12 protein-coding genes are annotated in these 13,948 nt (G+C 46.4%); 1 reads left to right on the top strand and 11 read right to left on the bottom strand.

Annotation, left to right across the window (positions count from 1 at the left end; all coding sequences use genetic code 11):
- Positions 1-97 precede the first annotated feature (97 nt).
- The 4 genes from AB4517_RS14090 to AB4517_RS14075 all read right to left on the bottom strand — a co-directional run bounded on the left by AB4517_RS14090 (position 98) and on the right by AB4517_RS14075 (position 4,063).
- On the bottom strand, positions 98-1,483 hold the full coding sequence (locus AB4517_RS14090; protein ID WP_017063661.1) for a lyase family protein: 1,386 nt from the start codon (positions 1,481-1,483) through the stop codon (positions 98-100).
- 12 nt (positions 1,484-1,495) lie between these two features.
- Positions 1,496-1,882, bottom strand: coding sequence for a hypothetical protein (locus AB4517_RS14085; protein WP_017062714.1), 387 nt, complete (start codon positions 1,880-1,882; stop codon positions 1,496-1,498).
- A gap of 200 nt (positions 1,883-2,082) precedes the next feature.
- Positions 2,083-3,786 carry a sodium:solute symporter family protein gene (locus tag AB4517_RS14080; protein WP_017062715.1) on the bottom strand — a complete coding sequence of 568 codons (1,704 nt, stop codon included), beginning with the start codon at positions 3,784-3,786 and terminating at the stop codon, positions 2,083-2,085.
- Positions 3,787-3,796: 10 nt separating this feature from the next.
- A complete protein-coding gene (locus tag AB4517_RS14075; RefSeq protein WP_010435433.1) occupies positions 3,797-4,063 on the bottom strand; it encodes a DUF4212 domain-containing protein in 267 nt (88 codons plus the stop codon).
- A gap of 448 nt (positions 4,064-4,511) precedes the next feature.
- Between AB4517_RS14075 and AB4517_RS14070 the strand changes: the two genes are divergently transcribed.
- Positions 4,512-6,263 (top strand): potassium/proton antiporter, encoded by a 1,752-nt coding sequence (locus AB4517_RS14070; RefSeq protein ID WP_017066561.1) that lies wholly within the window; start codon positions 4,512-4,514, stop codon positions 6,261-6,263.
- On the opposite strand, the gene AB4517_RS14065 is transcribed toward AB4517_RS14070, so the two are convergent.
- The 7 genes from AB4517_RS14065 to arcC form a co-directional block, all read right to left on the bottom strand.
- Positions 6,260-6,889: a response regulator transcription factor gene (locus tag AB4517_RS14065; protein ID WP_017062717.1), complete on the bottom strand. Its 630-nt coding sequence runs from the start codon at positions 6,887-6,889 to the stop codon at positions 6,260-6,262. The two genes, AB4517_RS14070 and AB4517_RS14065, sit on opposite strands and share 4 nt — an antisense overlap.
- A 212-nt stretch (positions 6,890-7,101) precedes the next feature.
- A complete protein-coding gene (locus AB4517_RS14060) occupies positions 7,102-8,949 on the bottom strand; it encodes a protein-disulfide reductase DsbD (protein WP_372148505.1) in 1,848 nt (615 codons plus the stop codon).
- Positions 8,950-9,124: 175 nt separating this feature from the next.
- On the bottom strand, positions 9,125-9,613 hold the full coding sequence (locus tag AB4517_RS14055) for an arginine repressor (RefSeq protein ID WP_017063664.1): 489 nt from the start codon (positions 9,611-9,613) through the stop codon (positions 9,125-9,127).
- A 326-nt stretch (positions 9,614-9,939) separates the two neighbouring features.
- Positions 9,940-10,404 (bottom strand): aspartate carbamoyltransferase regulatory subunit, encoded by a 465-nt coding sequence (gene pyrI / locus AB4517_RS14050; protein ID WP_017091570.1) that lies wholly within the window; start codon positions 10,402-10,404, stop codon positions 9,940-9,942.
- A gap of 15 nt (positions 10,405-10,419) precedes the next feature.
- Positions 10,420-11,349: an aspartate carbamoyltransferase gene (gene pyrB, locus AB4517_RS14045; protein WP_004729720.1), complete on the bottom strand. Its 930-nt coding sequence runs from the start codon at positions 11,347-11,349 to the stop codon at positions 10,420-10,422.
- A 493-nt stretch (positions 11,350-11,842) separates the two neighbouring features.
- Positions 11,843-12,853 carry an ornithine carbamoyltransferase gene (locus tag AB4517_RS14040; RefSeq protein WP_372148504.1) on the bottom strand — a complete coding sequence of 337 codons (1,011 nt, stop codon included), beginning with the start codon at positions 12,851-12,853 and terminating at the stop codon, positions 11,843-11,845.
- 141 nt (positions 12,854-12,994) lie between these two features.
- Positions 12,995-13,906 (bottom strand): carbamate kinase, encoded by a 912-nt coding sequence (gene arcC / locus AB4517_RS14035; RefSeq protein WP_086715850.1) that lies wholly within the window; start codon positions 13,904-13,906, stop codon positions 12,995-12,997.
- Positions 13,907-13,948 lie beyond the last annotated feature (42 nt).

Below are 13,948 nucleotides of genomic sequence, written 5' to 3'. Positions count from 1 at the left end.
TTAGTACGTTCGTGAGCGGATAGTGAAAAGGCCTCAGATGAGGCCTTTTTTGTCTCTGTTTTTTTTGCGAACGCCGATTCGCTTGTTAATTCAATAACTAACCAGCAATGCCACCTTGTGTCAGTGTGGTTGGATCAAGCAGTTTACTGAGCTCTTCTCGGCTAAGATCGGTTTCTCTTTCTGCGACATCCAGAATTGGTAAGCCTTCTTTGTAAGCTTTCTTGGCAATATCAGCCGCCTTCAAGTAGCCAATCACAGGGTTAAGTGCGGTCACTAGGATTGGGTTCTTTGACAGTGCCAAATCGAGATTGTCTTGGCGTACCGTGAAGGTCGCGATGGCTTTGTCCGCTAAAGCGACTGAGCTGTTTGCCAATAACTCAATACTTTCCAACACGTTATGAGCAATCACTGGCAGCATCACATTAAGTTGGAAGTTACCTGATTGTCCGGCTACGGTAATGGTGGTGTCGTTGCCAATGACTTGCGCCGCCGCCATAGCTGCAGCTTCTGGAATCACAGGATTTACCTTGCCAGGCATGATCGATGAGCCTGGTTGTAGAGCCTGTAATTCAATTTCCCCTAAGCCAGCCAACGGCCCAGAGTTCATCCAGCGAAGATCGTTTGAGATCTTCATGATCGCAACTGCTGCCGTTTTGAGCTGACCTGACAGCGCAACGATCGCGTCTTGACTGCTGAGGTTAAAAAAGAAGTTTTCACTCGAGCTAAAACTGATCTTTGTCGATTGAGACAGGTTACTCGCAAACTTATCGGCAAAGCGTGGGTCAGCATTGATCCCTGTTCCAACCGCAGTACCACCTTGTGCTAAAGCCTTGATAGCGGGCAGGGTGTTCTCTATTGCTTGCTTAGCGTGTTCTATCTGAAATTTCCAACCACCTAGCTCTTGAGCAAAGGTCATTGGCATCGCATCCATTAGATGAGTGCGGCCGGTCTTCACGACCTCTGCAAGTTCCTGTTGCTTGATAGTGAGTGCTTCAGAAAGGTGAGTTAATGCAGGTAATAGCTTATTTTCAGCCATCAAAGCAACGCTCACTTGAATTGCGGTTGGCACCACATCGTTACTGCTTTGGCCCATGTTGACGTGATCATTGGGGTTCACGTCGCCTTGCAAGCTTCTTGAGGCAAGCGTAGCAATCACTTCATTGGCATTCATGTTGGAACTGGTACCTGAACCGGTTTGGTAGACATCGATAGGGAATTGATCGAGGTGTTTACCCTCAATGATCTCTTGGCTGGCTTCGGCTATCGCGTTGGCAATATCACCTTCCAGTAGACCTAACTGAGCATTGGTATCTGCCGCTGCCTGTTTAATTAACGCCAGTGCTTGAATAAAACTGGTCGGCATCTTGTGAGAGCTAAACGCGAAGTTATCCGCTGCACGCTGAGTTTGTGCTTGGTATAGCGCATCGGCAGGGACTTTCACTTCGCCCATGCTGTCTTTTTCAATCCGAAATTGTAGGGTCATGTTCTATCCTTGTTAGCCAAGTGGGGCTTGGACTTGTTGTAGTGTTTGGCTGAGATTCAAAAAACGCGCTTGGCCTTGAGGTTGCTGGCAGTAGTGGCGCTTCAAATAAAATAGTGGTGAGTGAATAGAGTCTAGGCAGATATGACGAAAGGCGAAACTGCGCTGAGGAGACTCAATCGCTTCAATCAAATGAAAGAAAACTTGGCGTAGATACAGCTCGCACAACAAGATGTTTTCTTGAGCGGCATGCTTTTCATAGTAAGCCGAAAGCGTCAGTGCACACTCGATATACTCTCGAATTACAAACGGCTCATGGCCTTGAACTTGTTCTAATGAAGCAAAGCGATCCTGTGCTTTGTAAAATCTCGAATAGAGAACCTGCTGCTCTTTCATCATCATCTGCATCTCTTTATTGGATGTTAATGATAATTATTATCAAGTAAAGTTTTAAAAACAACCCTTTGTTTATCTTTTTATAAAGTGAGCAGAAAAAGAAAAAGCCGATACACGAAGTATCGGCTTTCTGGAGTCAGTACCTAATCCCTACAATGTAAGTACTGATTCATTTTTTGCTAAACATCTTTGTTTAGTGGTCGTGCTTAGTGGTCGTGAGCTTCACCTGCACCTTTCGGGTAACGGATGTTCTCAACCATATCTTGTACATCTTGTGGTACTTCAGCAGTTACTTTGTTTACAGCAATCGATACTACGAAGTTTAGACACATACCTAGCGTACCGATGCCTTCTGGGCTGATACCAAACCACCAGTTTTCAGGTGTGCTTGCTGCTGGGTTAATGAACTTGAAGTAGATGATGTAGCTTGCTGTGAAGGCAATACCTGACAACATACCTGCAATTGCGCCTTCCTTGTTCATCTTCTTGTAGAAGATACCTAGGATAATCGCTGGGAAGAAGGATGCTGCGGCTAAGCCGAAGGCAAACGCTACTACCTGTGCTACAAAGCCTGGTGGGTTAATACCTAAGTAACCGGCACCGACAATCGCGACCATGGCTGCCAGACGAGCGGCTAACAGCTCCTGCTTGTCGGTCATGTTTGGTCTGAAGCCTTTCTTCAACAAGTCATGTGAAATCGACGTTGAGATGACCAATAGTAGACCCGCGGCTGTTGATAGTGCGGCTGCTAGGCCACCGGCTGCAAGCAGTGCTACAACCCAGTTTGGTAGTTTCGCTAGCTCTGGAGAAGCCAGTACGATGATGTCACGGTTAATCTTCATCTCGTTGCGCTCATCGCCCGAGTAGAACATTTTGCCATCGCCGTTCTTATCTTCCCAACCTACTAGGCCAGTGCTTTCCCAGTTTTTGTACCAGCTTGGTGCGTCCGCTGCAGCGACACCTTGCATGTCAGGGCCGTTGATTGTTTCGATCATGTTTACACGAGCGAATGCTGCAACGCCTGGTGCTGTTGTGTATAGCAATGAGATGAACAGTAGTGCCCAACCCGCTGAGATACGAGCATCACGTACTTTTGGTACCGTGAAGAAACGAATGATTACGTGTGGAAGACCCGCAGTACCGACCATTAGAGCCGCACAGATGAAGAATACATCTACCATGCTCTTGTTACCTTCGGTATAGGCGGTAAATCCGAGTTCTTCGGTCAGTCCATCCAGTTTATCAAGAAGGTAAACATCTGTGCCTGATAGCGTAGAGCCCATACCAACTTGTGGAAGTGGGTTACCTGTCATCATGATTGAGGTAAAGATTGCTGGAACAAGGAAGGCGAAAATGAGGACACAGAATTGAGCTACCTGCGTATAAGTGATGCCTTTCATGCCACCTAGTACTGCGTAGAAGAACACAATACCCATACCAATGATGATGCCTAGGTTAATATCAACTTCTAGGAAACGAGAGAATACAACGCCCACACCACGCATCTGGCCTGCAACGTACGTAAACGATACGAAGATTGCACAGAATACCGCTACCATACGTGCCGTTTTCGAGTAGTAACGCTCACCGATGAAATCAGGAACCGTAAACTGACCGAACTTACGTAGGTAAGGTGCTAAACATAGCGCAAGTAGTACATAACCACCTGTCCAACCCATTAGGTAAACCGCACCGTCGTAACCAACGAATGAGATGATACCTGCCATTGAGATGAATGATGCTGCCGACATCCAGTCAGCGGCGGTCGCCATGCCGTTTGCTACTGGGTGTACACCACCGCCAGCAACGTAGAACTCACTAGTAGACCCTGCACGAGCCCAGATTGCGATGCCGATATATACCGCGAAAGTAATACCGACGAGAATAAACGTCCAAGTTTGAATATCCATGTTCTAGCCTCTAGTCTTCCTGTACGTTGTATTTTTTGTCGAGCGCATTCATGCGGACAACGTAAATAAATATCAGCGCCACGAAGGTGTATATCGAACCTTGCTGAGCGAACCAAAATCCTAGCTTGAACCCGCCAAACTGAACGGTATTGAGGGCATCCACAAATAAGATGCCAGCGCCGTAAGACACCGCAAACCAGACCGCGAGCAGTGTTCCCATAATTCCCAAGTTTTCCTTCCAATAGGCTTGAGCATGTTCCGTAGATTCGAACGCCATTGCCTTCTCCTTTATTCCGTTTTCGTAGAAACTGTTTTTGTGAAACCGTTTTGTAAAATAGCGTGTTAACGTAATGTTACGATTTAGAATGTAGCAAGGATAAGTCAAGGGATCTGTGCAACTTTAGTCGGGATGGTATTAGCGCTAATGTACTGAAATATGGGAGCTAGGAGACATAATCATAGAAAAATGTGATGTTAAAATGTTGTTAAATTAGCCAAAGGTCTAACAAAAAGGGATGAATTAGACTGCGAGTCATAAAATTTAACAACTAAATGACCGAGAAACGGTATTTAGCCCTGCTTATGACACGAAGCGAAACATAAGTTTGTTATAGTAACAACGGCACTTTCACCGACCGTGCCTTGCTAAACGGCAGAAGATCAACAAGCTAGTGGCAAAAGATCAACAGGCTTAAAGCTCGGATTTTATTCTTTGGGGGAACGAATTGGACGCAATAACCATTAACCACTTATTCTTGACTGGTGCCGTACTCATCGCCATCAGCGTGCTTTTCTCACAAGTGTCCTCTCGATTGGGCGTTCCTATTCTTTTGATCTTTTTGTTCGTTGGTATGTTAGCGGGTGAAGATGGACCCGGTAATATTCATTTCGATGATTACTCACTGACCTACTTGGTGAGTAACCTTGCGCTTGCCGTGATTCTGTTGGATGGCGGTATGCGAACCAAGGTGGCGAGCTTCAAGGTCGCTTTCTGGCCTTCGCTCTCGCTGGCGACGATAGGTGTCGCATGTACAGCAACCTTAACCGGATTAATGGCGGCTTGGCTGTTTGACTTGTCATTAATGCAGGGCATCTTGGTCGGGGCGATTGTTGGTTCAACCGATGCGGCAGCGGTATTCTCTTTGCTGAAAGGACAGAGTCTCAATGAGCGTGTTGGCTCAACCCTAGAGATCGAATCGGGCACTAACGACCCAATGGCGGTCTTCCTGACGGTGACCTTAATTGCGCTGTTAGGTAACCCTGACGCTGAGATGGGAATGAACTTCCTACTGCAAAGTTTTGCGATGCAGTTTGGTATCGGTACTCTTGTTGGTATTGGCGGCGGCTGGGTTCTATGGAGCTTAATCAATCGAGTACAATTGGCTGATGGCCTTTATTCCATTCTGGTACTCAGTGGGGGCGTGGCTCTGTTTGCGTTCTCTAACATGCTTGGCGGCAGCGGCATCTTATCGATTTACCTAGTGGGCTTGTTCATTGGTAATCGTCCGACGCGCTCGCGACACTCGATTCTTAATGTTCTTGATGGCATGACGTGGCTAAGCCAGATCGTGATGTTCTTGGTATTGGGTTTATTGGTGACGCCATCAACGTTGATGGACATTGCTCTGCCTGCGCTGGCACTGGCCTTCGGTATGATTTTGTTTGCTCGTCCGCTGTCGGTTTGGTTGGGTTTGCTGCCGTTCAGAAGCTTTACCACCAAGGAACGTTGGTTTGTTTCTTGGGTCGGTCTACGCGGCGCGGTACCGATCATTCTGGCGGTGTTCCCGATGATGGCTGGCCTGCCTAATGCTCAGCTTTACTTCAACATCGCGTTCTTCGTGGTTATGGTGTCGCTGATTGTTCAAGGCGGCAGCTTGATGAAAGTCGCGAGATTGGCTCAAGTGACGCTACCTCCAACGCCGACACCGATTTCTCGTACTGGCATTGAAATTTACCCTGCTAGTGAGTGGGAGATGTTTGTCTACAAGCTGAAAGAAGAGAAGTGGTGTGTGGGCGAACCACTAAAGCGTTTGTCTATGCCGGAAGGAACGCGAATTACTGCACTGTTTAGAAAGGATGCCTTGCTTCACCCATCAGGCAGCACCGTGTTAGAGGCGAACGATATCTTATGTGTGCTTGGTCAAGACAAAGATTTGGACAGCTTAAGTTCGTTGTTTAGTGAGGCGCCTCTAGCAGAAGAGGCGGCACGATTCTTTGGTGACTTCTTCTTGGATGTTGAGCTATCAGTTGCGGCAGTGAGTGATTGTTATGGTATTGAACTTGGCTCGGAAGAAGAGCGAGAAATGACGCTAAAACAATTGGTTGCTCAAGAGCTTGGCGCACACTCTGTATTGGGTGATAGCTTTGAGTGGCATGACATCACTTGGGTGGTTGCAGAGATAGATGATCATAAAGTCGTCAGGTTGGGTTTATGTTTACCTAAGACGACTTTAGAAGAGGATATCAGTGAAGCTTAATTGTGGACTTCTTGTAGCAAGATAACCGCTTGAGTACGATTTTTCACATCCAGTTTACGGAAGATGGCCGTCATATGTGCTTTGATGGTCGCTTCCGAAACATTCAATTCATACGCGATTTGCTTGTTAAGCAAGCCGTCAGAAAGCATCCCTAATACCTTGTATTGCTGAGGCGTCAGTGTGGAAATCTTTTCTGCAAGGTCGCTACACGCTGCATTATTGGTGATAAGCCCTTCAGGGAAGAACGGGTCGCCATTCAGCACTTGATTCAGTGCACTCACCAACTCACGCATATCACTCGACTTAGGAATAAAGCCAAACGCACCGTGGCTCTTCACCTGAGTGACCACGCTGGCATCTTCACTGGCAGAAACCACCACAATCGGTAGATCTGGGTATTCAGCGCGCAGTTGAATTAAGCCTGACATGCCATTGGCGCCCGGCATTTTCAGATCGAGCAGTAATAGATCCGGCTCGCCTTCTTTCTTTAGCAGAGTCAGTAAGGCATCGAGAGAATCGGCCTCAAGCAGGTTCGCACCACTGATCGCCATATGAACTGACTGAAACAGGGCGTTGCGAAAGAGAGGGTGGTCATCAGCAATGATGATGGTATAGGTCGAGTCCATGACGTTCATACTTTTAACAATTTAGTTAATATTTATTATCATCCTGATTGAGTATGTGGACAATATCTATGCATTAAAAGTCTGAACCATATCGACTTTTATCCCCGGAATAAGAAAGCGTTACTCTGAATAGCAAAAAAGCCGCACTGCCATCTCGTTACGGAGGGGCGGTGCGGCTTTCGATTCGGCTTATATTTTAGTGAATATTGCCGTTATAGCTGGTGGTTTTGCATGTGTTTTAAGAATACATCGGCAGGCATAAAACCGGTTACACGAGCATTTGGAACATGGTTACCCTCACCATCCCAGAACTCAATCGTAGGTAAGCCAAGTACCTGTAATTGTTTAAGCAGTTCAATGTCTTGAGGCATGTTTCTCGTTACATCGGCTTGTAGCAGTACGAAGTCAGAAAGCTTGTTTTCCACATCAGCTTGATGGAAGGTGTACTTCTCGAATTCTTTACATGCCACACACCAATCGGCGTAGAAGTCGAGCATCACAGGCTTACCGAGTTTCTTCGCTTCGATGAGCTGGATTTCTAGTTCTTCAACCGTGTTGATGCGTGCAAATTGGATGTGTTGTTCTACCGTCACGCTCTTTTCTGCAAACCAGTAATTGAGCGCAGGTTGAGCTGATGCGAACAGGCCAAGCATCGCAATGATGCCCACAGCGCTTTGCTTCCAGCCACCAAATGGCAGTGCATTCTTACTGTGGTAAAGCCAACCAAAGGCGATGAAGCCAAGGCCAGACCAAAGCACGGTTGCCCACAATTCAGGAATGATGCGCTCTAGCAGGAAGATAGGCGCGGCAAGCAAGATAAAGCCGAATACGATCTTCACCTTGTTCATCCAGCTGCCCGCTTTAGGCAATAGCTTATTACCAAACACTGCCACTAAAATCAGTGGGATACCCATACCCATAGCCAACGCGTACAGAGCAATTGCACCGGTAAATAGGTCACCACTCTGAGCCACATACAGCAGTGCGCCTGACAATGGCGCCGTGGTACAAGGTGAACACACCAAGCCAGAGATAGCGCCCATTGCGAATACGCCCAAGGTATTGCCACCTTGCTGCTTATTGCTTTGATTGTTGAGCCAAGTTTGAATGCTGCTTGGCAGTTGCAGGTTATAAACGCCAAACATCGACATTGCCAACGCCACGAACAGAACACTCAGCGCGATCAGCACGTAAGGGTGCTGCATAGCGGCTTGGAACTGCATGCCTGCTGAAGCAACCACTAAACCTAATAAGGTGTAGGTTAACGCCATGCCTTGCACGTAAATAAAGGACAGCATCAGCGCGCGACCTTGGCTGAGTTTGCCACCACCTAAAACGATACCCGTTAGAATCGGATACATAGGCAGCACACACGGCGTAAAGGCTAAACCAACACCGAGTGCTAAGAATAATAGAGGGGTCCACCAACTGTCACCGAGCTTATCGGCTAAGCCTGTTTCTTTTGAAACAGGGGCATTTGGCTGTTGAGTCGTGTTACTTACAACGTCTGCTTTCGGAGATGTTGGTTGCGTAGAAACATCGGTTTCGTTGCCAGCAGAAGATGAAGCTTGTGAGTCACTACCTTGCGAATTAGCAGAACCTGTTGCTGTGAAAGGTTCAATGTCGATGATACGAGTCTCTGGTGGGTAGCAGAACCCTGCGTCCGCACAGCCTTGATACTTAACGATCAGCTGTGAGCCATCTTGGTAACTCTGCAGAGGAACTTGCACGAATAACGGCTGAGTATAAATGCTCACCTCACCGAAGAATTCATCTTGGTGCGGCTTACCATCTTCTAATTCAACATTACCGATAGCGAGATTTTGCCCGGTGAACGAGAGGCTATGTTGATAGAGGTAGTAGCCCTCTTTTACTTGCCAGTCGAGAAGGACTTTGTCGTCTTGCTGGTAGTAATTGAAAGGGAAAGCTTGGTCTACAGGGACAAAACCATTGTTATTGCCTCCGAAGCTTGGCTCGGCGTTGTCGTTCCCAAATAGCGCCCACGCAGGCTGGGTGAATAGGGAAACACAAACAAAAAGTAATGTGGCAAGTCGTCGCATACTATTTAGTCATCAAAATGGAGTTGAAGGTATCTTAACTCAATCAGACCGTAATAGTTTGCTATTAGTTTCATCGGCAAACAAATATCCCCTAAGGCGGGATAGCGATTTTATTGGGTAATCGAGTGGGGAGCTGCAATTCAACTTGAGTGACTTGCCTTTGTAAAAGAGACATTTAAGCTACACCCAAGCGTGCTTTTACTACTTGTTCGCAAGCATCAATATTCATCGTATCTTTTGGAATAATAAGCACGGTATCATTACCGCCAACGGTGCCGATAATCTCAGTATGTGGGTCGATATCGACTAATCTTGCGACTAATTGAGCACAACCTGGATGAGTTTTTACGATGACCATCGCTTGGTTATGAGTGATGAATTCGATTTGCGATGAGATGGATGCATCGACACGAACCGGTGCACTTTCAACCGTGATGCAGTAAACCTTTTTACCGCAAGCATTCTGAATTTTGACAACACCAAGCTGTGACAAAATACGAGAGACGGTCGATTGGCTGATACCTGTATAGCCAATATCGACAAGTTTCTCTCGCAGTTGATTTTGGGTCGAGAAGCTTTGTTGTTGTAGTAAGCGTTTGCACGCTGCAGTCAGTGTTTTATCTTCAGCTGAATACAAGCAACCGTGCTCAGTGATTGGGTTCATGAACAACTCCTTAAGGTCAATATGTGGTTATCGCTTGTCCGTAGCGCCGAGCGTACTCCCAAAGCCGTAGAGTACGATTGTTAAATAGGGCTTACCGATGAATCCCGAAATAGAGAGGGAAGGTATGCGTGATGTATGATCGTCTATCCATTGAGTCTACCACTAAAGAATAGTTATCTTTTTGAAGGGGGTCACCAAATAAAATTCTAGTTGATTGCTTTTATTTTGGAGTTTTATTCTTTGTTAAGTGGATATTTATTCCAAGTTTGGCATAAATATCCATCGGTATTAGGGTGCTTTGGAGACCGTGATAATGGCGCTAAGGGTTAGCGAATTTCACTCATGATCTCGCGAGAGAATACTTTTTCACAGTAGTGACATTTTAGCTGTACGTTTTCGTGTTTTAGCTGCACTTTAAAGCTACTTTCGACAGGTTCACCGTGCGAAATACAGTTGCTATTTGGGCAAGCGAACACACTGTTGATTTGTTCTGGCAGCACAAGTGTTAGCTTGTTGACCACTTTGTACTCTTCAATTTGATTCACTGTCGCTTGCGGGGCGTACAGGGCCAATTGGTTGGCTTGTTCCTTAGTCAGAAAGATGTTCTCAATCTTGATCAGATCTTTGTGACCAAGCGCTGATGATGGCAGATTTAATCCCATGGTGATGCGCTGCTCGGTCTTGTGCAATTTAAACAACTTGAGGATTTTGATTCCAAGGTGAGCAGGGATGTGGTCAATGACGCTGCCGTTACGAATGGCTTCTACTTGTAGCTGAGTTTGTTTAACCATGACTGTTTCTCCTGCTTATAAAGTGTCGTTTAGAACTAGGGCTAATAGGGCTTCGCGAGCATACACACCGTTTTCAGCTTGCTCGAAGTAGTAAGCGTGTGGCGTTTTATCTACGTCGGTTGTGATCTCGTCGACACGTGGTAGTGGGTGAAGCACCTTCATGTTTTGGCGTGCATCTTTCAGGGTATCGGCCGTTAGAATGTAAGCCGATTTCATGTGCGCGTATTCTGACGCATCAAAGCGCTCTTTCTGTACGCGAGTCATGTATAGAACATCAAGCTCAGGTACCACTTCTTCAATGCTGCTGTGGGTGCTGTATTGGATGCCCATCTCTTCCAGTTCTTCACAAATGTAATCCGGCATGGCTAACACTTCTGGCGCGATAAAGAAGAAACGTACGTTATTGAATTTTGATAGCGCTTGGGTCAGTGAGTGCACAGTACGGCCATATTTTAGGTCGCCGACGAAAGCCACATTGAGGTTATCGAGCGTGCCTTGCGTTTCGTAAATCGAGAACAGATCCAACAAGGTTTGCGTTGGGTGCTGATTGGCACCGTCGCCACCATTCACAATTGGCACACCGTTAGAGAACTCAGAGGCTAAACGTGCTGCGCCTTCTTGTGGGTGGCGCATCACAAAGGCGTCAACGTAAGAAGAGATCACCTGCACCGAATCGGCAAGTGTTTCGCCTTTTTTCGCCAGCGATGTGTTACCGCCATTATCAAAACCGATGACCGTGCCACCTAGGCGTTGAACTGCGGTTTCAAATGAAAGGCGAGTTCGAGTTGACGGCTCAAAGAAACAGCTCGCCACCACCTTATTTTTCAGCAGCTCTGGATTTGGTTCTGCTTTGAGTCTTGCAGCAGTATCGACGATAAGCTCCAGTTCATCACGAGAGAGCTCTGGAATGGAGATGATGTGCTTGTTAAATAACGAATGCGCCATAACGGGTCTTCCTTTTTCTATGCATACAGTCAAATTGCGGACAAAAAAAAAGCCCCCTAAAAATAGGAGGCTTCGAAACGATCAATAGAGCAAAATAAAAATGACACCACCGCCACTCTTTGGCGTGCAGTTTGACAATTATGTGCGACAGAATTGCGGTTCATTTTTTGCTCTCTTTAGACAAATTGCGGAGGATTATACTCAGATAAAAAGGCCATGCAATACTTTCTGTAAAGTATTCATTTAATGGATTTTTATGCGAAATTGGCCTGCATTTTCACTTCTTTTTAAGCCTTTGTTGGGGCTGAAGAACTTCGACTTTTTTCGGCAATAATCTTTTCAAACGAATGAAAAAAAATGCGGGCTTTATCCAAGGGCTAAATCCCAAGTTCGCCGCCCGCATTTCCCTGTCATTACACTTAACTTGTCAATGTCTCGCGAACAAGTGAGTGCTTAACTTCTTAGTTGTTTCGATTCTTAGCTGTTTAGGTAATTAACTGCCTAGTGTTGCAACCATTACTGCTTTGATGGTGTGCATGCGGTTTTCAGCTTCATCGAACACGATAGAGTATTCAGACTCAACTACCTCATCAGTCACTTCCACACCGTCTTTTAGCTGTGGATATTCAGCCGCAAGTTGTTTGCCTACCGTGGTATCTTCGCCATGGAAAGCTGGCAGACAGTGCATGAATTTCACATGTGGGTTGCCTGTTGCTTTGATCATTTCCATGTTCACTTGGTAAGGCATCATTAGGTTGATACGCTCAGCCCATGCCTCTTTTGCTTCGCCCATTGATACCCAAACGTCGGTGTATAGGAAGTCACACCCTTGCACGCCTTCTTGAACATCTTCTGTTAGCGTGATTTTGCCGCCAGTGTGTTCTGCGATTTCACGACATTGAGCCAGTAGCTCTTCTTGTGGCCAGAATTGTTTTGGAGCAACAAGGCGAATGTCCATACCCATTTTCGCAGCGCCAACCATTAGAGAGTTACCCATGTTGTTGCGAGCATCACCTAGGTAAGCAAAGCTGATTTCATGCAGTTGTTTACCACGGCCGTATTCCGTCATGGTTAGGAAGTCAGCAAGAATTTGTGTAGGGTGGAATTCGTCAGTCAGACCATTCCATACTGGAACTCCAGCGTAAGCGCCGAGCTCTTCAACGATTTCTTGACCGAAGCCGCGGTATTCAATGCCATCGTACATACGGCCAAGAACGCGAGCGGTATCTTTCATTGATTCTTTGTGGCCAATTTGAGAACCAGATGGGCCTAAGTAAGAGACGCGAGCACCTTGGTCGAATGCTGCTACTTCGAATGCACAGCGAGTACGAGTTGAGGTTTTCTCAAAGATAAGTGCGATGTTTTTGCCAGTTAGTTTTGGCTGTTCGTAACCGTTGTACTTCGCTTTTTTAAGCTCCATTGAAAGATCTAACAAGTGTTGAATTTCGCGTGGAGTGAAATCTAGTAGTTTTAGGAAGTTACGATTGCGTAGGTTAAAAGCCATGATGTATTCCTTCTTAGATTTAGGCGCTTTCCTGTTACAGGGAAAGAAAATTCAAGAAAGCGCGATTCAATTTTTGTGTATTAATTTCAGTTCAAACGGTGATTCAGTTTTCTCGCAAGGTTTGAAAAGCTCGCGAGTGGGTTAATCTTTGGTGATGTTGGTACCCGCTTGGCCTTGCAGAATTTGCAAACCATCTTCGAGTGCACCAATACCGACGACTTTGCCGCCTTGCTGAATGAATTCGCACGATGCTTCAATTTTTGGTCCCATAGAGCCTGCATCAAATTCGAATTTCGCCAGTTCACTTGGTGTGGTGCTGCGCAGTGCGTGTTGAGTCGGTTTGCCCCAATCAAGGTAAACAGCGTCCGCGTCGGTCAAAATAAGCAGTGCATCCGCATCCAGTTGTTTCGCTAAGAAAGCCGCTGACATGTCTTTGTCGATAACCGCTTCAACACCCACTAATTTGCCGTTCTCTTTTTTCACTGGGATGCCACCGCCGCCAGTACAAATCACTAGGTGGCCTGCATCGATAAGTTGGGTGATCGCTTCGTGCTCAACAATGCCAGTAGGGCGTGGGCTTGGCACAACGCGACGGAAGTGTTGGCCGTCTGGTTTGACGATCCAGTGGAATTTCTCCGCCAATTCACGCGCTTCCGCTTCTTCGTAGATCGGGCCAATCGGCTTCGTTGGATCGGCGAATGCAGGATCGTTTGGATCAACGGTCATTTGCGTCAACATGCACGAGATGTTGCGGTTAGGTAGATAGTTCTTGAACTCTTGCATCAGCATGTAGCCGATCATGCCTTGAGTCTCACTGCCCAATACATCTAGCGGATACGGGTTTACTTTTTTGTATTCCAAACCTTGCAGAGCCAGTAAACCAACTTGTGGGCCATTACCATGTACTAGAACCACGTTGTACACTTTCGCGATTTCAGAGATGGTTTTAACCGCTGTTTCAATATTACGGCGTTGAACATCGGCTTCTAACGGCTCACCGCGACGAAGTAGGGCATTACCGCCGAGTGCAACAACAACAGTTTGCTTAGTCATAATTGTGTTCTCTCATTTTGGCCAAGCTGAGATTATTTAAGA

Source organism: Vibrio sp. 10N.222.52.C3, from assembly GCF_041474195.1.
Taxonomy (GTDB): Bacteria; Pseudomonadota; Gammaproteobacteria; order Enterobacterales; family Vibrionaceae; genus Vibrio; species Vibrio crassostreae_C.
The sequence above is the reverse complement of the archived record's forward strand: the minus strand, read 5'-3'. Positions and strand labels throughout refer to the sequence as shown.

What these genes read in the sequence shown, in the direction of transcription:
- AB4517_RS14055 (WP_017063664.1), bottom strand. Translation starts at nt 9,613, where the DNA reads ATGAACCCAATCACTGAGCACGGTTGCTTGTATTCAGCTGAAGATAAA.
- pyrB (WP_004729720.1), bottom strand. Translation starts at nt 11,349, where the DNA reads ATGGCGCATTCGTTATTTAACAAGCACATCATCTCCATTCCAGAGCTC.
- pyrI (WP_017091570.1), bottom strand. Translation starts at nt 10,404, where the DNA reads ATGGTTAAACAAACTCAGCTACAAGTAGAAGCCATTCGTAACGGCAGC.
- AB4517_RS14080 (WP_017062715.1), bottom strand. Translation starts at nt 3,786, where the DNA reads ATGGATATTCAAACTTGGACGTTTATTCTCGTCGGTATTACTTTCGCG.
- AB4517_RS14060 (WP_372148505.1), bottom strand. Translation starts at nt 8,949, where the DNA reads ATGCGACGACTTGCCACATTACTTTTTGTTTGTGTTTCCCTATTCACC.
- arcC (WP_086715850.1), bottom strand. Translation starts at nt 13,906, where the DNA reads ATGACTAAGCAAACTGTTGTTGTTGCACTCGGCGGTAATGCCCTACTT.
- AB4517_RS14040 (WP_372148504.1), bottom strand. Translation starts at nt 12,853, where the DNA reads ATGGCTTTTAACCTACGCAATCGTAACTTCCTAAAACTACTAGATTTC.
- AB4517_RS14090 (WP_017063661.1), bottom strand. Translation starts at nt 1,483, where the DNA reads ATGACCCTACAATTTCGGATTGAAAAAGACAGCATGGGCGAAGTGAAA.
- AB4517_RS14075 (WP_010435433.1), bottom strand. Translation starts at nt 4,063, where the DNA reads ATGGCGTTCGAATCTACGGAACATGCTCAAGCCTATTGGAAGGAAAAC.
- AB4517_RS14065 (WP_017062717.1), bottom strand. Translation starts at nt 6,889, where the DNA reads ATGGACTCGACCTATACCATCATCATTGCTGATGACCACCCTCTCTTT.
- AB4517_RS14085 (WP_017062714.1), bottom strand. Translation starts at nt 1,882, where the DNA reads ATGATGATGAAAGAGCAGCAGGTTCTCTATTCGAGATTTTACAAAGCA.